Annotated in this window: 18 protein-coding genes and 1 other RNA gene; 14 read left to right on the top strand and 5 right to left on the bottom strand. The window is 67.3% G+C overall.

Features of this window, described 5'->3' with window-relative positions; translation table 11 throughout:
* Window positions 1–35: 35 nt before the first annotated feature.
* The 5 genes from BMZ43_RS23785 to BMZ43_RS23765 all read left to right on the top strand — a co-directional run bounded on the left by BMZ43_RS23785 (window position 36) and on the right by BMZ43_RS23765 (window position 5,477).
* The gene (locus tag BMZ43_RS23785) at window positions 36–890 is read left to right on the top strand and encodes an IclR family transcriptional regulator domain-containing protein (protein WP_068383265.1); all 855 of its coding nucleotides are present in this window, start codon (window positions 36–38) and stop codon (window positions 888–890) included.
* 118 nt (window positions 891–1,008) lie between these two features.
* Entirely contained in the window at window positions 1,009–2,385 is a 1,377-nt protein-coding gene (locus BMZ43_RS23780; protein ID WP_093257276.1) for a 4-hydroxybenzoate transporter PcaK, read from the top strand.
* Between the two features lie 124 nt (window positions 2,386–2,509).
* Window positions 2,510–3,628 carry an ABC transporter substrate-binding protein gene (locus tag BMZ43_RS23775; RefSeq protein ID WP_177344856.1) on the top strand — a complete coding sequence of 373 codons (1,119 nt, stop codon included), beginning with the start codon at window positions 2,510–2,512 and terminating at the stop codon, window positions 3,626–3,628.
* The gene (locus BMZ43_RS23770; protein WP_017642955.1) at window positions 3,625–4,683 is read left to right on the top strand and encodes a FecCD family ABC transporter permease; all 1,059 of its coding nucleotides are present in this window, start codon (window positions 3,625–3,627) and stop codon (window positions 4,681–4,683) included. Before BMZ43_RS23775 ends, BMZ43_RS23770 begins: the two co-directional genes overlap by 4 nt.
* Entirely contained in the window at window positions 4,680–5,477 is a 798-nt protein-coding gene (locus BMZ43_RS23765; RefSeq protein ID WP_093257274.1) for an ABC transporter ATP-binding protein, read from the top strand. Before BMZ43_RS23770 ends, BMZ43_RS23765 begins: the two co-directional genes overlap by 4 nt.
* Window positions 5,478–5,502: 25 nt before the next feature.
* Here BMZ43_RS23765 and BMZ43_RS23760 read toward each other — a convergent pair whose 3' ends face one another.
* Entirely contained in the window at window positions 5,503–7,629 is a 2,127-nt protein-coding gene (locus tag BMZ43_RS23760; protein WP_093257271.1) for a TonB-dependent siderophore receptor, read from the bottom strand.
* A 244-nt stretch (window positions 7,630–7,873) separates the two neighbouring features.
* Here BMZ43_RS23760 and BMZ43_RS23755 point away from each other — a divergent pair, with 244 nt between their 5' ends.
* On the top strand, window positions 7,874–8,812 hold the full coding sequence (locus BMZ43_RS23755) for a class I SAM-dependent methyltransferase (RefSeq protein WP_093257267.1): 939 nt from the start codon (window positions 7,874–7,876) through the stop codon (window positions 8,810–8,812).
* A gap of 145 nt (window positions 8,813–8,957) precedes the next feature.
* Here BMZ43_RS23755 and BMZ43_RS23750 read toward each other — a convergent pair whose 3' ends face one another.
* The 3 genes from BMZ43_RS23750 to BMZ43_RS23740 form a co-directional block, all read right to left on the bottom strand.
* The gene (locus BMZ43_RS23750; RefSeq protein WP_093257264.1) at window positions 8,958–10,154 is read right to left on the bottom strand and encodes a methyl acetate hydrolase AcmB; all 1,197 of its coding nucleotides are present in this window, start codon (window positions 10,152–10,154) and stop codon (window positions 8,958–8,960) included.
* Window positions 10,155–10,286: 132 nt separating this feature from the next.
* A complete protein-coding gene (locus BMZ43_RS23745) occupies window positions 10,287–11,297 on the bottom strand; it encodes an AraC family transcriptional regulator (RefSeq protein WP_093257262.1) in 1,011 nt (336 codons plus the stop codon).
* Window positions 11,298–11,402: 105 nt separating this feature from the next.
* Window positions 11,403–11,621, bottom strand: a complete 219-nt coding sequence (locus BMZ43_RS23740; RefSeq protein WP_017642961.1) for a VF530 family protein — start codon at window positions 11,619–11,621, stop codon at window positions 11,403–11,405.
* 207 nt (window positions 11,622–11,828) lie between these two features.
* Here BMZ43_RS23740 and BMZ43_RS23735 point away from each other — a divergent pair, with 207 nt between their 5' ends.
* The 8 genes from BMZ43_RS23735 to pcaC all read left to right on the top strand — a co-directional run bounded on the left by BMZ43_RS23735 (window position 11,829) and on the right by pcaC (window position 18,946).
* On the top strand, window positions 11,829–12,677 hold the full coding sequence (locus BMZ43_RS23735) for a CoA transferase subunit A (protein ID WP_093257258.1): 849 nt from the start codon (window positions 11,829–11,831) through the stop codon (window positions 12,675–12,677).
* A gap of 3 nt (window positions 12,678–12,680) precedes the next feature.
* The gene (locus tag BMZ43_RS23730; protein WP_093257255.1) at window positions 12,681–13,466 is read left to right on the top strand and encodes a CoA-transferase subunit beta; all 786 of its coding nucleotides are present in this window, start codon (window positions 12,681–12,683) and stop codon (window positions 13,464–13,466) included.
* The gene (gene pcaF / locus BMZ43_RS23725; RefSeq protein ID WP_093257252.1) at window positions 13,463–14,677 is read left to right on the top strand and encodes a 3-oxoadipyl-CoA thiolase; all 1,215 of its coding nucleotides are present in this window, start codon (window positions 13,463–13,465) and stop codon (window positions 14,675–14,677) included. The genes BMZ43_RS23730 and pcaF overlap by 4 nt, the downstream gene beginning before the upstream one ends.
* 245 nt (window positions 14,678–14,922) lie before the next feature.
* Window positions 14,923–16,215, top strand: coding sequence for an MFS family transporter (locus tag BMZ43_RS23720; protein WP_017642965.1), 1,293 nt, complete (start codon window positions 14,923–14,925; stop codon window positions 16,213–16,215).
* 61 nt (window positions 16,216–16,276) lie between these two features.
* A non-coding RNA gene (locus BMZ43_RS23715) (sX9 sRNA) lies at window positions 16,277–16,352 on the top strand.
* Between the two features lie 23 nt (window positions 16,353–16,375).
* Window positions 16,376–17,734 carry a 3-carboxy-cis,cis-muconate cycloisomerase gene (locus tag BMZ43_RS23710; protein WP_093257250.1) on the top strand — a complete coding sequence of 453 codons (1,359 nt, stop codon included), beginning with the start codon at window positions 16,376–16,378 and terminating at the stop codon, window positions 17,732–17,734.
* 16 nt (window positions 17,735–17,750) lie between these two features.
* Window positions 17,751–18,539: a 3-oxoadipate enol-lactonase gene (gene pcaD, locus BMZ43_RS23705; RefSeq protein WP_093257248.1), complete on the top strand. Its 789-nt coding sequence runs from the start codon at window positions 17,751–17,753 to the stop codon at window positions 18,537–18,539.
* Between the two features lie 11 nt (window positions 18,540–18,550).
* A complete protein-coding gene (pcaC, locus tag BMZ43_RS23700) occupies window positions 18,551–18,946 on the top strand; it encodes a 4-carboxymuconolactone decarboxylase (protein ID WP_093257243.1) in 396 nt (131 codons plus the stop codon).
* A gap of 952 nt (window positions 18,947–19,898) precedes the next feature.
* Here pcaC and BMZ43_RS23695 read toward each other — a convergent pair.
* On the bottom strand, window positions 19,899–21,305 hold the full coding sequence (locus BMZ43_RS23695; RefSeq protein ID WP_093257238.1) for a YncE family protein: 1,407 nt from the start codon (window positions 21,303–21,305) through the stop codon (window positions 19,899–19,901).
* Window positions 21,306–21,369: the final 64 nt, after the last annotated feature.

Below are 21,369 nucleotides of genomic sequence, written 5' to 3'. Positions count from 1 at the left end.
GATAATCGATCAAAAGCCTGCCGAGGACCGGTCCGATGGACGATAACCGCACCGCTCACGCCACGGGCCTGCCGCCACTGGCCGCGCCGCCCATCATCGCCTCGCCAGCCAAGCGCATCGAAGCCTTCACCGGCGACCCCAACTTCATGACCTCCCTGGCCCGCGGCCTGGCGGTCATCCATGCCTTCCAGGAGCGCAAGCGCCAGCTGACCATCGCCCAGATCAGCCATCGCACCGAGATCCCGCGCGCCGCGGTGCGCCGCTGCCTGCATACCCTGATGAAGCTGGGCTACGTCACCACCGACGGCCGCACCTACTCGCTGCTGCCCAAGGTGCTGACCCTGGGGCACGCCTATCTGTCGTCGACGCCGCTGGCGGTCACCGCCCAGCCGGTGCTCGATCGCTTGAGCGAGCAACTGCACGAAGCCTGCTCCATGGCCACCCTGGAAGGCGACGAGATCCTCTACATCGCCCGCTCGGCGACGCCGCAGCGGCTGATCTCTGTGGACCTCAGCGTCGGCAGCCGGCTGCCGGCCTATTGCACCTCCATGGGCCGCATCCTGCTCGCCGCCCTGGACGATGCCGCCCTGCACGACTACCTGGAACACGCCGATCTGCAGGCCAAGACCAGCCGCACCCTCTATCAGCCGCCAGCGCTCATCGAGTGCCTGGGCCAGGTGCGCCAGCAGGGCTACGTCATCGTCGACCAGGAGCTGGAGGTGGGGCTGAGATCCCTGGCGGTGCCCCTGAGAGACGCCGCCGGCCAGGTGCTGGCGGCACTCAACGTCGGCACCCACGCCAGTCGGGTCAGTCGCCAGGAGCTGGAGACGCGCTTCCTGCCGGTGCTGCTGGCGGCCAGCCAGGAATTGAGCACCCGGCTGTTCCACTAGCGAATCCGGTCGATTATCGGCCATATCGCCGATAATCGAATTGTCAGCTGTTCGGGGTTGGGCTTAACGTCGGCGCAGTGGCGCACTACGTCGATAACAACAACACGAGCAGACCACCATGACACAAACCCTCGCGGGCGCCGTGCCCCTGGCCGATTCTTCGGCCACGGCGACAGCCGGCACCCTGGACGTCCAGCATTTCATCAATCGCCAGGCGCTGTCCGCCTACCAGTGGCGCATCGTCGCCCTGTGCTTTCTCATCGTCTTTCTCGACGGCCTCGACACCGCGGCCATGGGCTTCATCGCCCCGGCGCTGTCGGTGGAGTGGGGCATCCCGCGGGCCAGCCTGGGGCCGGTGATGAGCGCCGCCCTGGGCGGCATGGTCTTCGGCGCCCTGGGCTCCGGGCCCCTGGCCGATCGCTTCGGCCGCAAGGGCGTGCTGGTGGTCGCCACCTTCATCTTTGGCGGCTTCAGCCTGCTGTCGGCCTTCAGCGCCAACCTCGAACAGCTGGTGATCCTGAGATTCCTCACCGGGCTGGGCCTGGGCGCCGCCATGCCCAACGCCACCACGCTGCTCTCGGAATACACCCCCGAGCGCCTCAAGTCGCTACTGGTGACCAGCATGTTCTGCGGCTTCAACCTGGGCATGGCCGGCGGTGGCTTCGTCTCGGCCTGGATGATCCCGGCCTATGGCTGGCACAGCCTGCTGGTGCTGGGCGGGGTACTGCCGCTGGCACTGGCCGTGGTGCTGCTGCTCTGGCTGCCGGAATCGGCGCGCTATCTGGTGGTGCACGGCAAGAGCGCCGAGCGCATCCGCCGGGTATTGGCGCCCATCGGTCGCGAGGCCGCCGAGGCCCGGCACTTCGTGGTGCCCGAGCAGAAGTCGGTCAAGACCGGCAACGTCTTCGCGGTGATCTTCAACCGCAACTACAGCGCCGGCACCCTGTTGCTGTGGCTGACCTATTTCATGGGCCTGGTGATCGTCTACCTGCTCACCAGCTGGCTGCCGACGCTGATGCGCGACGCCGGCGCCAGCCTGGAGCAGGCCGCCCTGATCGGCGCGCTGTTCCAGTTCGGCGGGGTGCTCAGCGCGGTCTTCGTCGGCTGGGCCATGGACAGATTCAATCCGCACAAGGTGATCGGCCTGTTCTATGCCCTGGCCGGGATCTTCGCCTACTGCGTCGGCCAGAGCCTGGGCCAGGTCGCCCTGGTGGCCACCCTGGTGCTGGTGGCCGGCATGTGCATCAACGGCGCCCAGTCGGCCATGCCCTCGCTGGCGGCGCGCTACTACCCGACCCATGGCCGCGCCACCGGGGTGTCCTGGATGCTCGGCATCGGCCGCTTCGGCGCCATCACTGGCGCCTGGATGGGCGCGACCCTGCTGGGCCTGGGCTGGACCTTCACCCAGGTGCTCACCGCGCTGCTCCTGCCCGCCGGTCTCGCGGCCCTGGCCGTGCTGATCAAGGGCGTGGTCAGCCACGCCGACGCGACCTAGCGTCGACGGCTTCCCCTTTGCCGGTGGCGGGCGCTAGGCGCAGGCGCTGCCACCGCGTAAAGTTGCACCCTTTGCACGCTCCGCAGTCACCCGGCTAGAGCGGTGCAGACGTCCAAGGGGTTCCATGAAAGGTTTCGCTCGCCGCGGGCAGTGGGCTGTCCGGCTGGTAACGCTTATCGCTTGCTTTCTGATTGCTCCGGCCTTCGCCGAGACGCGGCAGGTCACCGATGTCCTCGGGCGCACGGTGACCATCGACGCGCCGGCCAAGCGCGTGGTGCTGGGCTTCCACTATGGCGACTACCTGGCGGTTGGTGGCGAGCACGCCTTCGACGCCGTGGTCGGTGTCTCCCGCGGTGCCTGGGAGCGCAAGGTGCCGGCCAACTGGGCGCTCAACGTCGCCCACCGACCCTCCCTGGCCACCCTTCCCGATGTGGGGGAGACGGAAAACAATAGTTTTTCCGTCGAGAAGGTCCTCGCTCTAAAGCCGGACCTGGTGGTGCTGGCCGCCTGGCAATTCCAGGCGCTGGACAGCGAGGTCAAGCGCCTCGAACAGCTCGGCATCCCGGTGGTGGCGATCGACTACAACGCCCAGACCCTGGAACGCCACCTGGCCTCCACCCGCTTGCTCGGCATCATCACCGGCCAGGAGGCACGGGCCAACGAGCTGGCCGACTTCTATGCCAAGGTGGTGCAGGACATCCAGACCCGCATCGCCGCGGCCCATCGGCCGAAACCGCGGGTCTACGCCGAATTCGGCAACAAGGGCCCGGCCGAGTACTCCTTCACCTATGGCCGCAACATGTGGGGCGCCATGGTCACCCTGGCCGGCGGCGACAACATCGCCGCGCCCTTCATCCAGTGGTGGGGGGTGATGAATCCGGAGCAGGTGCTCATGGCCCAGCCAGAGGTCATCTTCATCTCCGGGCGCGAGGACAACAGCAATCCCACCGCCTTGCCCATGGGCCCCGGCGTGACCGCCAATGACGCCCGCAGCCACCTGCGCGCCTTCATGCAGCGACCGGGCTGGAGCAATCTGCCGGCGATCCGCGACGGGCGTCTCTATGGCGTCTACCAGGGTGCCTCGCGCAGCCTGGAAGACTTCGCCATGCTGCAGTTCATTGCCAAGCAGCTCTATCCGGATCTGTTCCAGGACGTGGATCCCATGGCCAACTACCGTGAGTTCTACCGCCGCTACATGCCGATCCAGCCCCAGGGCACCTTCGCCATAGGCCTGAATCCATGAGCGCTTCCTCACCCTCCAGCCACGCGGACGCCATCGCCGACCAGCGCGCCCGCGAGCGGCGGCGCTGGCGGGCCTGCGGGGTGTTTCTGCTGCTGACCCTGGCGGGTCTGGTGCTGGACATCGCCACCGGGCCTTCGCTGCTTTCACCGCTGGAGGTGCTCAAGTCCCTGACCGGCCTCGGCGAGCGGCAGCCGATGACCGACGCCATCGTCCGCGACCTGCGCCTGCCGGTGGCGCTGATGGCCCTGGCGGTAGGCGCCGCCCTCGGCGCGGGCGGAGCGCAGATGCAGACGCTGCTCAACAATCCCATGGCCAGTCCCTACACCCTGGGCATGGCGGCTGCCGCCGGCTGTGGCGCGGCCCTCAGCCTGGCACTGGGCAGCTTCGGCCTGGGCGCGCTGATCGGGGTGCCGCTGGGCGCCTTCGTCTTCGCCATGCTGGCGGCACTGTTCCTTTTCGCCCTGGCTTCGCTCAAGCGCACCGGCAGCGACACCATCATCCTCGGTGGCATCGCCCTGCTGTTCCTCTTCCAGTCATTGCTGTCGCTGGTGCAGTTCCTGTCCTCGCCGGAGCTTTCCCAGCAGATCCTCTTCTGGCTGTTCGGCAGCCTCGGTCGCGCCACCTGGACCACCCTGGCCATCGTTGCCGGGGTGACCCTGCTGTGCTGCATTCTGCTCTTGCGCGATGCCTGGAAACTGGCCGCGCTGCGCCTGGGCGAGGCGCGTGCCGAGAGCCTGGGCGTGGACATCCGCCGCCTGCGCCTCAAGGTACTGATCCTGGTGGCGGTGATGACCGCCACGGCCACCAGCTTCGTCGGGGTGATCGGCTTCGTCGGCCTGGTCGCGCCCCATATCGCCCGCTGGCAGGTGGGGGAGGATCAGCGCTTCCTGCTGCCACTGTCCGCCATCTGCGGCGCCCTTATGCTGTCCTTCGCCTCGGTGCTGTCCAAGTCCATCCTGCCCGGGGCGCTGTTTCCGGTGGGCATCGTCACCGCCATCGTCGGGGTGCCCTTCCTGCTCTGGCTCATCTTCGCCCCGCGCAGGTCCAGCCTATGATCCGCCTCCATGACCTCGCGCTGAAGCGCGGCGACCGCACCGTGATTTCCGGTTTGAGCACCGAACTGCATCCCGGCCAGGTCCATGTGATCCTTGGCCCCAACGGCACCGGCAAGACCACCCTGCTGCGCGCCCTGGCCGGGGACCTGCCGCTGGCGGCCGGCCATATCGAACGCGGCGAGCGGCGGCTGGTGGCGGGTGCTTCGCTCCGCGCTCAGCGCGAGGGCTGGCGCCAGGGCGTGGCCTATATGCCCCAGGATTCCCATGCCGAGGCGGCGCTGTCGGTGCTGGAGACGGTGGCCATGGGCAGCCTGGAACGGCTGACCCTGCATCTGGACGATGAGCTGTTGGAACGGGCGCTGGGCAAGCTCGACGAGGTGGGGATCGGCCATCTGGCGTCGCGCCAGCTGGGCGCCCTGAGTGGCGGTCAGCGGCAGCTGGTGTTCTTCGCCCAGGTGCTGATGCGCGAACCCGAGGTGATGCTGCTGGACGAACCGGTCAGCGCGCTGGATCTGCGGCACCAGATCAACCTGCTCGATCGGGTACGCCACGAGACCCGGCTGCACCAGCAGGTGACCGTGGTGGTGCTGCACGATCTCAATCTGGCCTGCCAGTACGCCGATTCGCTGCTGGTGCTGGTGAACGGTGGCCTGCTGGCCGCCGGGCGACCCGCGGCCATCGTCACCGCCGACCTGCTGGAGGCCACCTACGGCGTGGCGGTGGACATCCTGCAGGACCGCCAGGGCCGTCCGGTGGTCCAGCCGCTGACCGGCCAGGCCTTCAGCGAGGCCTGACCGCAGGGTTGCAGAGGGTGGGGCGTCAGAAGGTGTAGGTGAAACCGGCCTGCACCGTACGCGGCTCGCCCGGATAGCTGTAGGCGTTCCAGGAACTCTCGTCGTAGCCCTTGTTGAAGACGTTGCGCACGTCCAGGTTCAGTCGCAGGTGCTCGTCGACCTTGTAGAAGCTCAACAGGTCGGTGACCGTGTAGCTGTCCATGGTGTAGTCGCTGGCAATTGTTTTCTGGCCTTCGCGTTCGCCCACATACTTGACATTGGCGCCCAGTCCCAGGCCGCGCAGCACGCCGTCATGGAATTCGTAGACGTTGAGCAGGTTGACGGCATTGCGCGGGATATTGGTCAGGCGCGTACCGCGGGCCAGGGTGTTGTCCTTGGTGACCTCGGCATCGGTGAAGGCGTAGCCGCCGAGGATGCGCCAGTTGGGCGTCAGGTCGCCGGTCACGTTGACCTCGAAGCCACGGCTGCGTACCTCGCCGGCGGCGACGTTGAAATTCGGATCGACCGGGTCCAGGGTCAGGACGTTTTCCTTGACCGTATGGAAAATCGCCGTGTCGACGCTGAGGCGGCCGTCCAGCGCCGCCCACTTCATGCCCACTTCGTAGGCCTTGCCTTCCTCGGGGTCGAAACCGCCGCCCAGGCGCGCCGCGCCGGTGTTGGGTTTGAACGACTTGGAGGCGCTGGCATAGAGCGCCAGTTCCGGGGTGAGGTCGTAGCTGACGCCCAGGCGCGGGGTGACGGCGTTGTCGGCGTTGGACCAGCTCTGACCACCGGCGACGAAGTTGTCGTAATCGTGCTCGAAGCGCTCCAGGCGCACGCCACCCAGCACCTTGAAACGCTCGGTGAGGGCGATCTGGTCCTGCACGAAGGCGGCCCAGGTCTTGAGGGTCTCGTGGTCATGGGTCGGCGTACGGGTCAGGGCCGGACGCGGCTGACCAAGGACCGGATTGACCAGGTTGACCGCATAGACACCGGTGCCGCCGGGGGAGCGCTGGATGATCGACTGATAGTCATAGTCTTCCACCTCGATCCCGGTGATCAGGGTGTGACCCAGGCCAAAGGTGTCGAAGCGACCGGTCAGGTTCAGCTGCAGGTCGCGATCAGTCCACTCCAGCTTGCGGTAGTTGAAGTTGCGGCCCAGGGTCACGCCGTCGGCTTGCACGCCGTTGGCTTCCACGGCATTGCCCTTGAGGCTGCCGTCCAGGTACTGGAAACCACCCGCCAGGGTCCAGGCGTCGCTCAACTGGTGCTCGAAGCGCAGCTGATAGGTCTCGCTGTCGCTGTGCAGCAGGTTGGTGGTGCCCTTTTCCCAGGCATTGGTGGAACGACTGGCCTCGGCGCGCTGAGTCAGGTAGTTGGTGCGGCCGCGATCCAGCGGGGCGTTGCTGCGGATGATGTCCGCCTCGAAGGTGATGAGGGTGGCGTCGGTGGCCTGCCAGCTCAGCACCGGGGCGACTTCGTAGCGCTCGGTGTGCACGTCGTCGCGGAAGGTGTCGCCGCCCTCGGCGATCAGGTTGAGGCGATAGGCCAGGCGGCCGTCCTCGTCCACCGGGCCGGTGGTGTCCAGGGTGCCGCGTTTCTGGCCCTGGTCGGTGAACTGGCTGCCAAGGGTGGTCTTGCGCTCGCCCAGCGGCTGCTTGGTGACCACGTTGAAGGTGCCGCCCGGATCGCTGCGGCCATAGAGGGTCGCGGCCGGGCCGCGCAGGACCTCGACCCGTTCCAGGGTGGCGGCATCCGGCGCGCTGGGATAGCCACGATTCATGGGGAAGCCGTTGCGGAAATACTCGGAGCTGGTGAAGCCGCGCACCGTGTAGCTGGTCAGGCCCTGGCCGCCGAAGTTGTTGCCGCGGCCGACGCCACCGGCCTGGTCCAGCGCCTGCTGCAGGCGGGTGGCGGAGAGGTCGTCGAGGGCTTCGCGGGAGACCACGCTCACCGACTGGGGCGTCTCGTGCAGCGGGGTGTCGGTACGGGTGGCACTGCTGGAACGCTCTGCCTTGTAGCCCTGCACCGGCCCGGTGGGCGATTCGGCCGCGCCGACGATGGTGAGCTCGGACAGGGCTTGGGGCGAATCTTCCGTCTGCTCCTGGGCATGACCAGTGAGGGGGAGGGCACAGAGGGGCAGCAGATAGAAGGCAGGAACCAGCCGGCGCATTGTTGTTGTCCTGGGATTCGGGGAGGCGGATTCTAGAGCGCCTGACAAAGTGGATACAACTGCGAGTCGTTACCGCCTGAGACATATTTTCATCGGACTGGTCGGTTCGTGGGGGAACTTGTCTGCCGAAGGGCACGAAGGATGAGTCGCAGAGGACGGTTGCCGGGCTTGCCGCAGCGGGCCTCGGGAGGCGACGCCGGCGCTTTTGCCGTAGCATGCCGCTCCTTTGCCGTCGTGATCGCCCATGAATACCGCCACCCTTGCCCGCCTTACCGACCTGCTCCTGGTCGCCCTCGATCCGCCCCCTGCCGAGGCGCGCCGACTGGTGCACGGCCGTGGCCGGTTGCTGCCGGGGTTGGAACAACTGACCGTCGACTGGCTGGAAGGCGTGGTGCGGGTAGGGCTGTTCCGCGAAGTGCCCGCGGTCGAGCTGGAGGCCCTGCGCACGACCCTCACGGCTCTGGGCGAGACCCCGGCGTGGCGCGCCAGTGGTGCCCAGAGCCTGCTGCTGCAGCATCGTTACCGCCTGGATGCCGCCAGCGAGGCGCTGATCGGCGCGCCGGTGGGCGAGCACGTCATCCATGAGGACGGCCTGACATTCGGCCTGGACCTCTCCCGTCACCAGAACATGGGGCTGTTCCTCGACATGCGCCTGGGCCGCCGCTGGGTGCGCGAGCAGGCCACCGGCCTGCGCATCCTCAACCTGTTCGCCTACACCTGTGGTTTCTCCGTAGCGGCCTTGGCCGGCGGCGCGGCCCAGGTGGTCAATCTGGACATGGCTCGCGGGCCCCTGACCCGCGGCCGCGAAAATCATCGGCTCAATGGCCACGACCTGGGCAAGGTCAGCTTTCTCGGCCACGAACTGTTCAAGTCCTGGGGCAAGGTGCGCAAGCTGGGGCCCTATGATCTGGTGATCGTCGATCCGCCCAGCTTCCAGCAGGGCAGCTTCGCCCTGACCAAGGACTATGCGCGCATCCTGCGCCGGTTGCCGGAGCTGCTCACCCCTGGCGGGCGAGTGCTGGCCTGCGTAAACGATCCCGGTGTGGGGGCGGACTTCCTCATCGCCGGCATGGCCCAGGAAGCACCGGGACTGGCCTTCGTCGAGCGCCTGGCCAATCCACCGGAATTCGCCGACGAGGACCCCGAGGGCGGCCTCAAGGTACTGGTCTTCGGAGAGTCCTGAGCCTGGCGTTGCCGTGATACCCGGCGCCGATGAGGCAGGCACTGGCACAGGTACCGCAGGCACACATCGTTACGGCAATCCCTCCGCAGACCGCTCTCCACTGCCAGAGCCCCATCGCGCCGAGGAGCCGTCCAGGGCGCGCTTCTCAGGCTCTGCGGTGAGCCGCGAGCGCCTCATAAACGGCCGTTTCGAAGTCCAGGTAACCCTTGACCGAAGGCGGATCGACGAAGGGCAGGATCTGCGTGGCCCAGAAGCCACCGATGCCGTTCTGCCGGTCGATCCAGTAGTAGAGGTTGGCCAGCCCGGCCCAGGCCAGGGAGCCGGCTGGGCGACCGGTCGGGGCATCGGTGTCGTTGATCATGAAGGTCAGTCCCCAGGACTTCGCCATGCCGGGAAAGAATTCGGCCGGGTTGGACAGGTGGGGAATGACACCGGGCAGGCCCTTGATCTTCAGCGCGCCGAGTCCGTTCGTCGCGGCCATCCGCACGGTCTCCGGCCTGAGCACCCGCCCGTCGGGGCCGTCGCCGTCGTTGAGCCACAGGCGGATGAACTTGGCGTAGTCCAGTGCCGTCGAGTAGAGGCCGTGCCCGCCCATGAAGACCTCCGGCTCCTGCGGTAGCACGAAGTCGTCGAGGGGAGCGAGTTGGCCGGTGGCGTCGCGCTGGTGCAGGGTGGCGAGCCTGTCGCGCATGTCGGCGGTAAGCACGAAGGCGGAATCATGCATCCTCAGGGGAGCGAAGATCCGCTCCGCGAAAACTTCGTCCAGGCGTCGGCCAGTGATGCTTTCCACGACCAGACCGGCCCAGTCGATGTTCGAGCCGTATTCCCATCGTTCGCCCGGATCGAAGAGCAGCGGCGTTTCCAGGGCGGCGCGGGTAGCGGTGATGACGCTGGGTTGGCCGTGCTCGATGGCGAGGCGCTGGTAGTGCGCATTGAAGAAGTCGTAGCCAAAGCCTGCCGTGTGCAGCAACAGCATGCGGGTGGTGATGGCTCGCCGCGGCGCACGCAGGCGCGGTTGGCCATCGTCGGCAAAGCCTTCGAGCACCTGCAGCTTGCCGATGGCGGGCACATAGGTGCTGGCGGGCGCGTCCAGGTCGAGCAGGCCCTGCTCCACCAGTTGCAGTACCGCGGTCCCGGTAATCGCCTTGGTAGTGGAGAAAATCGCGCACAGGCTGTCGGGCGCCATGAGGTCGGCACTGCCTAGGGTGCGCCTGCCGGCGGCGCCCACATAGAGATTGCCGTGCCGGTTGGTTACCACGGCGGCAACGCCGGGAACGCCTGGGGTGCTCTCGACTGCCCTGGCCAGGATCGCGTCCGCGGCCGTTTTGAGAGTGTCTGCCATCGTCTGCTCTCGCTCTGGCGCTGGTTTACGCGCCCGGTCGGGCGCGCGTGGCGAGATCTTGCGATGACCAGGGGCCGGGGTGATATCCGGCCTCGGCAGGCGCTGTCTGCCATCGGCAGATAGCCGAGACGATCAGGCGGTGCCGCGGCGCAGGGTGTCTGAAGGTCGCTCGCCGAAACGCAGGCGATAGCTGCGGGCGAACTCGCCCATGTTGATATAGCCCCAGGCCGCGGCGATGGCGGACACGCTGGCACCGGGTGGTGCGGCGCTCAAGACTCGGCGCGCCCCTTGTAGGCGTTGCTCGCGCAGGAAGGCGCTGGGTGGATAACCGCGAAAGCTCTTGAAGGCGGCACTCAGGGTGCGGACGCTGGTGCCCACGGCGCGGGCGACATCGGCCATGGTGGGCAACTCGGCAGCATGCTCGATCATGAATTGCTCGGCGGCGCGGACCGTGCGCGGGGCCAGACGGTGGCAGGGATCGTTCAGGTCCAAGCCGGCGCGCAAGGCCCACTCGTTGAGCAGGCGGACGCAGATGGTCTGCTCCAGGTGTCGAGCGAGTGGCCCCTGGGTGAGCCGTTCCGGCGCTTCGGCGATGGAGCGGGCGACGTAATCCATCAGCCCCAGCCAGCTGGATTCCGCGCCGCCCAGACCCACCTTGGCCTGCCAGAGCGCATCGCCGGGATTGAAGCCGAACCAGTCGAGGGCGGTCCGCTCCAGTAATTCGTGGGGAATGGTCAGGTTGAATTGCAGATGGTCGGGATCGAAGTCGACCCAGTAATCGGTCCGACTGCAGTCGACGACGAAGGAGCTGCCCACCGGGGTTTCGACCGCCTGTTCGCGATCCACCCAGTGCCGCGCGGTCCCGCCGATGGTAGTGGCGACGAAGGCGTTGCCGGCGTCCTGGTCCCAATCCTTGATGTGTACCGGGATGCCATAGGCGAAGCGGGTGGCGGTGATGGCGCCGATTTTCGCCGAGTGCATCGTCGAAGCCGGGGCGATGTGGCGACCGATGGGCGCCACGTCGTAGGGCATGTACACCTCGCTCGACCAGGCCTTGATCTCGTCCCAGGCGTTGGAGAAGACCTTGTGGTGCTGGGCGATCGGCCGCCCTTGAGCATCGACGAGCAGTGCTTTCTCGAGCATGTCCTGTCTCCCTGCCGGCGTATTCGCCTACGGCGCAGTGGTTCGTTCGACTATAGGGCAGGGTTGCTGCGGTGTCGACAGGGGCGAAAGGCTCTAGTCAGGCTATTAGCGCCGGGGCAGGCGCCGGTAAAGCTGCTCGACCTTTTCCCGCGCCCAGGGCGTGCGGCGCAGGAAGGTCAGGCTGGATTTGATACTGGGCTCATGGGTGAAGCAGCGCAGCGGGATGCGCCGACCGAGTTCTTCCCAGCCGTGATGCTCCACCAGGCGGGTGAGCAGGGCTTCGAGGGTGATGCCTTCGAGGGAGGCGCGGGGCTTGTCGGACATCGGCTGGGCTCTGGATGAGGGGAGGGCAGTGTAGCCGCTGCAACGGCTCACTGCGCGTCGAAGGGGTCGACAGCCAATAAAGCGATGCTGTTCGATAATCGAACTCTTAGTCGATTATCGGATTGTTTGCGCGGGTGGGGCTTTGTAGTCTGACTCCAGACCGCCGCACCGGGCGGCGCCGACAACAAAGACGCGAGTCGACAATCCATGGCCCAGATCCTGTCCCTGAGCGAAGCCATCCAGCGCTTCGTCCACGATGGCGAGACCGTCGCCCTCGAAGGCTTCACCCATCTCATTCCGACCGCCGCCGCCCACGAGCTGATCCGCCAGAACCGGCGCGACCTGACCCTGGTGCGCATGACCCCCGACCTGGTCTATGACCTGCTGATCGGTGCCGGTTGTGCCAGGCGGCTGATCTTCTCCTGGGGCGGCAATCCCGGGGTCGGCTCCCTGCACCGGCTGCGTGATGCGGTGGAAAAAGGCTGGCCGCACAAGCTGGAGATTTCCGAGCACAGCCACGCGGCCCTGGCCAACGCCTATGTCGCCGGCGCCTCCAACCTGCCCTTCGCCGTCCTGCGCGGCTATCAGGGCTCGGACCTGGCCAAGGTCAATCCGGACATCAAGTTCATCGCCTGCCCCTTCACCGGCGAGCAGCTCGCCGCGGTACCCAGCGTGCGCCCCGACGTCACCGTCATCCATGCGCAGAAGGCCGACCGCCAGGGCAACGTGCTGATCCAGGGCATCCTCGGCGTGCAGAAGGAAGCGGCCCTGGCCGCCCAGCGCTGCATCGTCACCGTGGAGGAGATCGTCGACGACCTGCAGGCGCCGATGAACGCCTGCGTGCTGCCGACCTGGGCGCTCAGCGCCGTCTGTGTGGTCCCGGGCGGGGCGCATCCGTCCTATGCCCACGGCTACTACGAGCGGGACAACCGTTTCTACCAGGCCTGGGACCCGATCGCTCGCGACCGCGACACCTTTACCCAGTGGATCGACACCTACATCCGCGGTACCGCGGACTTCGCCGCCTTCCAGGCGAAGCTGGCTGCGGAGGCCTGAATCATGAGCGACTTCACCACCAATGAAATGATGACCGTGGCTGCGGCACGTCGCCTTGGCAATGGCAGCGTCTGCTTCGTCGGCATCGGCCTGCCATCCACCGCGGCGAATCTGGCACGCCTGACCCATGCGCCGGACGTGGTGCTGATCTACGAATCCGGCCCCATCGGTGCCAAGCCCTCGGTGCTGCCGCTGTCCATCGGCGACGGCGAGCTGGCCGAGACCGCCGACACCGTGGTGCCCACCGGCGAGATCTTCCGCTACTGGCTGCAGGGCGGACGCATCGACGTGGGCTTCCTCGGTGCGGCCCAGGTCGACCGCTTCGGCAACATCAATACCACGGTGATCGGCGACTACCACCAGCCCAAGGTGCGTCTGCCCGGCGCCGGCGGGGCCCCGGAAATCGCCGGCTCGGCCAAGGAGGTGCTGATCATCCTCAAGCAGTCGCACCGCAGCTTCGTCGACAAGCTGGCCTTCATCACCTCGGTGGGCTTCGGCGAGGGGGGCGATCACCGCCAGCAGCTGGGCCTGCCGGGCAAGGGTCCGACCGCCATCATCACCGACCTCTGCATCATGGAGCCGGAAGCCGGCACCCACGAATTCGTGGTGACCGCCCTGCATCCCGGAGTGACCCGCGAACAGGTGGTGGCCGCCACCGGCTGGGCCATCCGCTTCGCCGACCAGGTCGCCACCAGCGCGGCGCCGACGGCGACCGAACTCGCGGCCCTGCGTGATCTGCAGGCCCGGACCAATGCCGCCCACGGCGGCCAGAAAGGAGCTGAGGAATGAGTCGCCCCGTCTATATCTGCGACGCCATTCGGACCCCCATCGGCCGGCTCAACGGCGGTCTCTCGGCGGTACGTGCCGACGACCTGGCGGCCATTCCGCTCAAGGCGCTGCAGGAGCGCAATCCCCAGGTGGACTGGACGGCGGTGGACGAGGTGTTCATGGGCTGCGCCAACCAGGCCGGGGAAGACAACCGCAACGTGGCGCGCATGGCGGTCTTGCTGTCGGGACTACCGGAAACGGTGCCGGGCGTGACCCTCAATCGCCTCTGCGCCTCGGGCATGGAAGCGGTGGGCCAGGCCTATCGCGCCATCGCTCTGGGCGAGATGGAGCTGGTGATCGCCGCCGGGGTGGAATCCATGACCCGCGCGCCCTATGTCATGGGCAAGGCCGACAGCGCCTTCGGTCGTGGCCAGAAGCTGGAAGACACCACCCTGGGCTGGCGCTTCGTCAATCCGGCGATGAAAGAGGCCTATGGCGTCGACAGCATGCCGGTTACCGGTGACAACGTCGCCGCCGACTATGGCGTCAGCCGCGCCGACCAGGACGCCTTCGGCCTGCGCAGCCAGCAACGTGCCGCGGCGGCCCAGGAATCCGGCTACTACGCCGAGGAAATCGTCCCGGTGACCCTCAAGGGCAAGAAGGGCGACGTGGTGGTGGCGCAGGACGAGCATCCGCGTCCGGACACCACCGCAGAAGGCCTGGCCAAGCTCAAGCCGGTCAACGGTCCGGACCGGACCGTGACCGCGGGCAACGCTTCCGGGCTCAACGACGGCGCCTCGGCCATCATCCTGGCCTCGGCGGACGCGGTGAAGAAGCACGGCCTCACGCCCCGCGCCCGGGTGCTGGGCATGGCCAGTGGTGGGGTGGCGCCGCGCATCATGGGCGTCGGTCCGACCCCGGCGGTGCGCAAGCTGCTGCAGCAATTAAACCTGCCCATCGAGGCCTTCGACGTCATCGAACTCAACGAAGCCTTCGCCGCCCAGGGCCTGGCCGTCCTGCGCGAGCTGGGCGTGGCCGACGACAGCCCCAAGGTCAATCCCAATGGCGGCGCCATCGCCCTGGGTCATCCCCTGGGCATGAGCGGCAACCGCCTGGTGCTCACCGCGGTGCACCACCTGGAAAAGACCGGCGGCCGCCTGGGGCTCGCCACCATGTGCGTGGGCGTCGGCCAGGGGCTGGCGCTGGCGGTGGAGCGGGTGGACGGGATCTGAGGCTTTGTCGCAGCGACAAATCGCGGCCATGGCGGTCCGCCGATGCGGTCGCTCCTACACGTGCCGCGCCTGTAGGAGCGGCCCATGGCCGCGATTCTCGGGACCGATCGTAGAGCCTTTGCTTGAGCAAACAACCAAATCTCATTCACCCCATGCCCACCCCTACCTGTAACCGCGTGTGTCTCTCTTGGTCCGATGGCGGTAGGCTGTCCCCCGTCCGTCCATACCTATAATTAAGGATCTCCATGAGCACTCACCCGCATTACAGCTTCGAGGAGCGCAAGAAGCGCATCTTCGCCATCGTCGGCGCCTCGTCCGGCAACCTGGTGGAATGGTTCGACTTCTACGTCTACGCCTTCTGCTCCATCTATTTCGCCGCCGCCTTCTTCCCCAAGAGCGATCCCACCGTGCAGCTGCTCAGCACCGCCGGCGTCTTCGCCGCGGGCTTCCTCATGCGGCCCCTGGGCGGCTGGATCTTCGGGCGCGTCGCCGACAAGTACGGTCGGCGCACCTCCATGGTCATTTCCATCCTGATGATGGGCGCCGGCTCCCTGGCCATCGCCTGCCTGCCCACCTATGCCAGCATCGGCGTCGCGGCGCCGGCCCTGTTGCTGCTCGCGCGCCTGCTGCAAGGCATCTCGGTGGGGGGTGAGTACGGCACCACCGCCACCTACATGAGCGAGGTGGCGCTGCGTGGCCAGCGCGGCTTCTTCGCCTCCTTCCAGTACGTCACCCTGATCGGCGGCCAACTGCTGGCGGTGCTGGTGGTGGTGATCCTGCAGCAGGTCCTGAGCGACGCCGATCTGCGCGCCTGGGGCTGGCGGATTCCCTTCCTGGTCGGCGCCGCCGCGGCGGTGATCTCGCTGTTCCTGCGTCGTTCGCTGGAAGAGACCACCACCGCCGAGACCCGCGCCAACAAAGAGGCCGGCACCCTGAGCGGCCTGTTCAAGCATCACAAGGCGGCCTTCTTCACCGTGCTCGGCTACACCGCCGGCGGCTCGCTGATCTTCTATACCTTCACCACCTACATGCAGAAGTACCTGGTCAACACCAGCGGCATGGACGCCAAGACCGCCAGCGCCGTGATGACCTGCGCCCTGCTGGTGTTCATGCTGATGCAACCGCTGTTCGGCATGCTCTCCGACCGCATCGGCCGGCGCGCCTCCATGCTGCTGTTCGGTGGCCTGGGCACGGTCTGCACCTGGCCGATCCTCACCGCGCTGGCCAGCGTCCAGAGTCCCTTCGTGGCCTTCCTGCTGATCTGCCTGGCCATGGCCATCATCAGCCTCTACACCTCCATCAGCGGGCTGGTGAAGGCCGAGATGTTCCCACCAGAGGTGCGCGCCCTGGGTGTGGGCCTGTCCTATGCGGTGGCCAATGCGATCTTTGGCGGCTCGGCGGAATTCGTCGCCCTGAGCTTCAAGACCCAGGGGCACGAAGAGGTGTTCTACATCTATGTCTCGGTGATGCTGGCGGTGGCCTTCCTGGTCAGCCTGCGGCTGCCGCGGCAAGCTACCTACCTGCATCACGACCACTAGGAGCAACCAACAAAACTACTGCGCGTCCGCCATGCGGGCGCGTGCAGTGCTCGGAATCCTCATGTACCAGTCGTACATTCCGGTTCCTGCGCGCCGCTCGCACCCGCCTGACAACCGCTCGCTACGCTTTGTTGGCTGCTCCGCCACTTGAGGAATCCCCATGTCCAACCTGCTGTTCGACGCCTACTTCACCAGCGCCACCATGCGCGCGGTGTTCTGTGACCACGGCCGACTGCAGGGCATGCTGGACTTCGAGGCGGCCCTGGCGCGCGCCGAGGCGGCGGTGGGGGTGATCCCCCAGACGGCGGTGGCACCCATCGCCGCCGCCTGCCGCGCCGAACTATACGATGCCGCCGAGCTGGCCAGCGCTGTGGTCAGCGCCGGCAATTCCGCCATTCCTCTGGTCAAGGCCCTGGGCCGGCAGATCGCCGCCCAGGATCCCGAGGCCGAGCGCCATGTGCATCGCGGCGCCACCAGCCAGGACGCCATGGACAGCGGCCTGGTGCTGCAGATCCGCCAGGCGCTGGATCTGCTGGACGCCGATCTGGCGCACCTGGCCGAGGCCCTGGCCATCCAGGCCGAGCGCCATGCCGGCACCGTGCTGGCCGGGCGCACCTGGCTGCAACATGCGACGCCCGTGACCCTGGGCATGAAGCTGGCTGGGGTGCTGGGCGCCATCACCCGTCACCGCCAGCGCCTGGCTGAACTGCGGCCACGGGTGCTGGTGCTGCAATTCGGCGGCGCCTCGGGCAGCCTGGCCGCCCTGGGCGCTGATGCCCTGCCGGTGGCCGAGGCCCTGGCCCGGGAGCTGGCGCTGAGCCTGCCGGAGCAACCCTGGCATACCCAGCGTGATCGCCTCGTGGAGGTCGGCACCTGGCTCGGCCTTGTAGCCGGCAGCCTGGGCAAGTTGGGGCGCGATCTGTCGCTGCTGATGCAGACCGAAGCCGCCGAGGTCTTCGAACCCTCGGCGCCGGGCAAGGGTGGTTCCTCCACCATGCCGCACAAACGTAATCCGGTGGGCGCAGCCGTGCTGATCGCCGCCGCCACCCGCGCGCCGGGTCTGGTCAGCACCCTGTTTTCCGCCATGCCCCAGGAGCACGAGCGCAGCCTGGGGCTTTGGCACGCCGAGTGGGAAACCCTGCCGGAGCTGTTCTGCCTGGTCTCTGGCGCCCTGCAGCAGGCTCAGGCCATCGTTGCCGGCCTGGAAGTGGACGCCGCGCGGATGCAGGCCAATCTGGAGCTGACCCACGGCCTGGTGCTGGCCGAGGCGGTCAGCATCGCCCTAGCCGGACGGCTGGGGCGCGAGGCCGCCCATCACCTGGTGGAGCAGAGCTGCAAGCGCGCTGTCCAGGAGGGTCGCCACCTGCGCCAGGTACTGGGCGATACGCCGGAAGTGACCGCCGAACTCTCCAGCGTCGAGCTGGATCGCCTGCTGGACCCCGCCCATTATCAGGGCCAGGCCCGCGCCTGGGTAACCCGCGCCCTGGCCGAACACTGCACTCTGCTTGCCCATCCCTAGACCAGAGGACTGCCTGATGCCCAGCGTACGTCTCGCCGATGGCGACCTGAACTACCAACTGGAGGGCCCCGCGGGCGCCCCCGTGCTGATCCTGTCCAACTCCCTGGGCACCAACCTGGCCATGTGGGACGACCAGGCCGCCGCCTTCAGCGAGCGCTTTCGCCTGCTGCGCTACGACACCCGCGGCCATGGCGCCTCCCTGGTGACGCCCGGCCCCTATCGCATGGACGAGAATGGTCGTGACGTCCTGGCTCTGGCCGATGCCCTGGGCATCGAGCGATTCGCCTTCTGCGGCCTGTCCATGGGCGGCTCCATCGGCCAGTGGCTGGGCATCAACGCGCCGGAGCGGATCACCCGCCTGGTGCTGTGCAACACCGCCGCCAAGATCGGCACCCCCGAGGTGTGGAACACCCGCATCCAGACCGTGGAAGCCGGCGGCGAGCAGGCCATGCGCGACCTGCGCGACGCCTCCATCGGTCGCTGGTTCACCCCGGATTTCGCCAGCGCCGAGCCGGCGAAGGTCGACCGCATCGTCGCCATGCTCGCCAGCACCTCGCCCCAGGGTTACGCCGCCAACTGCGCCGCGGTGCGCGATGCCGACTTCCGCGAGGTGCTGGATGCCATCCGTGCGCCGACGCTGATCGTCGCCGGCAGCCACGACGCCGTGACCACCCCGGCCGACGGGCGCTTCCTGCAGGAGCGTATTCCCGGCGCCGAGTACGTCGAGTTTCCCGCCGCCCACCTGTCCAACGTGCAGATGGGCGCTGCCTTTACCCAGCGCGTGCTGGCCTTCCTCAGCGCCTAAAGGAGTCGATCTTGGACGAAAGAGAACGTTATGAAGCCGGCATGCAGGTCCGCCGCGCCGTGCTGGGCGACGCCCATGTCGATCGCAGCCTGGAAAAGTTGACCCCCTTCAACGAAGAATTCCAGGAGATGATCACCCGCCACGCCTGGGGCGACATCTGGACCCGCCCGGGCCTGCCGCGGCACACCCGCAGCCTGATCACCATCGCCATGCTGATCGGCATGAACCGCGAAGGCGAACTGCGCCTGCACCTGCGTGCCGCCCGTAGCAACGGGGTGACGCGGGAGGAGCTCAAGGAGCTGATCATGCAGAGCGCCATCTACTGCGGCATCCCGGCGGCCAATGCCACCTTCCACCTGGCGGAGGCGGTGTGGGATGAGTTGGGGGTGGAGTCGTTGGAGGGGTGAGTTTCCCCTCAGTCGCCCCCTTGAATGGCGCCCGCCGGGTTGGATTGGTGGGCGTTTTTTTGTGGGAGGGGAGGAGGTTGGATTTTGTTGCCTAAGCTGATCATCGCGATTTGTTGAAGATCCTTGTTTCGCCTGGCCGGCGACTCACTTTTCTTTGCTTGCGGATCGCCGCCCGGTGCAAAGAAAAGTGAGCAAAAGAAAGCACACCCCGACAGTTCGGCCCTCCGCTTCGCTCCGGGTGCCCTCGCTCCGGCGCCGCTCCGGGGGCACGGCACGAAGGGGCCTCCTGCCCCTCGCGCCTTGCTCGGCGTCCTGCCTCGCATCCCCCTCCGCAACACCTGCACTCGGCCTCACTGACGGGGACGGGGCGCCAGCCTGAGACTGCGGTGCTTACAGGCAGAGCCAGAGTCAGTCGTAGCGTGGAAAACCGCGCAGCGTTTTCCACTGGCGCGTAACGTCGATCCCTGTGGACAAGGTTTCGCCGTTGTCCACGCTACAAACGGTTATGGCTTTTCAACCAACACTTTCAGGCTAGCGAATCGCCCCGTTCAGGAGGGCGAACGCCAGCGTCGTGGAGGGGTCGAGCCGCATGGATGCGGCGAGAGGCCTAACGGGCCATGGACGGCCCGTGTAGGCCGACCCCGGAACGGCGCTGGCGTGAGCGGACCCGCAGCGAAGCGACGGGCCGGATGGTCGGGGCAAGCGGTTTTGGTTACTTTTGTCGCGACTGACAAAAGTGACTCGCCCGGGTGGGCGAAACAAAAAACATCAGCAAAATGCGATAAACAGCTAGCCACCGATAGCCCAAAGGCATTGGGCTTCGCTGGCGCTCAACTCAAGCTTGGAATCACGCCTTTATCTCGGTCATGGACTGCTCCTACAGCAGGGGGCTCACCTGTAGGAGCGGCCCATGGCCGCGATAAGAAGGTTGTCCAGGCCAGGGGCAAGCCTCTTACTTGGCCATCACCCGCGTGATCCGATCCCCCTCGGCATCATCCTGGCCCTTGGCCTTGTTCACCGCGTAGACCACGCCCTTGCTGTCCACCACCGCATGGTTGGGGTAGGTGCCCAACTCCAGGTTGGCCTTGATGGTGCCGTCCGGGTCGACCACGGTCAGGGTGCCGGCGCCGCGGTTGGTCACGTAGGCCAGGCGCTTGACCGGGTCGAAGGCCACGTTCAGCGCCCCGGCGCCGGTGGTGACGTTGTGCAGGGTCTTGCCGGTCTTGGCGTCGACGATCAGCAGGTTGTCGCTGCCCTGAGCGGTGATGAACAGGCGATCGGTCTGGGGATCGTGGGCCACGCCCATGGGGGTCTTGGCGCCCTGGATCGGGAAGACCTTCTCGACCTGCTCGGTCTTGGCGTCGATCACCGCGGCCTCGTTGGTCTTGAGGCTGACGGCGTAGAGCTTGTGCACCGCCGGGTCCAGGTGCATGCCGACCACGGCGAACTGCTCGCCGCGCACGCCCGACTCGATGGCGATGTGCTTGCGCACGGCCGGGGTCCTGGCGTCGAAGCTGACGATGTCCGGGGTCATGGCCGCCGAGGCGAAGGCGCGGTCGAGTTTCTCGTCGACCACCACGGTGTGGGCATGGGGCACGAGGCCGGGTTCGAATTGCTTGACCAGGCCCAGGTCGCTCTGGCGATAGACCGCCACGGTGTTCTGCCGGGTATTGGTGGTCCAGACGGTGCCGTTGCGATCGTCCACGCCCACGCCGTAGACGGCGTAGACACCGGCGTCCTGGCCCGGGGCGGCGGCCGGGGTGATCTGGCGCTGGATGGACAGGTCCTTGGGATCGAGCTTGAGCAGCTGCGAGACCTTGACCGGCGGGCGGCCCACGGCCGAGGTGACGAAGAGGGCGCCGGTCTTGGCGCTGCTGTCCACCTGGTAGAGGCCGGGGACCAGTTTGACCGCGGTGAGGCTATAGGCCTCGGCACCGGACAGCGGGACCACCGGCGAGACCTTGAGCGGGAAGACCGCGGCGCCCGAGGGCTGGGCGGTGCTGATGACGATGGGATGCTGGCCGGGGGCGGCGTCTTCCGGAATGCGCAGGGTCGCCTTGAAGGTGCCCTGGGCGTCGGCCACGTAGGCGGCGTCGGGATTGAGCGCCACGCCACCGCGCGACAGGGTGATCTGCTGACCGGGGGTGAAGCCGCGGCCGTCCAGCGCGACCTCGCTGCCGGCCAGGATGGCGGTGCCGCTGACGGGACTGGCCTTGATCTCGCCGTGGTAGTCCGGATCGGGGGCTTCGAAGCTGGAGCGCGCCTGGGCGGCCTGCCCGCCCAGCGCCAGCAGGGCGGCCAGCAGGGTGACGGAAAAGACGCGCCGGCCCTTGGCCGAAGACGCTGGAGCGATGTTCATCAGGGATTCCTTGTAGCGGCGATCAAGATACCCGCGCCAGAGCGCCGGGCAGCGGAGGCCCTCC

It is taken from the genome of Pseudomonas sp. Snoq117.2, assembly GCF_900110545.1.
GTDB lineage: Bacteria > Pseudomonadota > Gammaproteobacteria > Pseudomonadales > Pseudomonadaceae > Chryseomonas > Chryseomonas benzopyrenica.
This window is presented reverse-complemented; position numbering and strand designations above follow the sequence as displayed.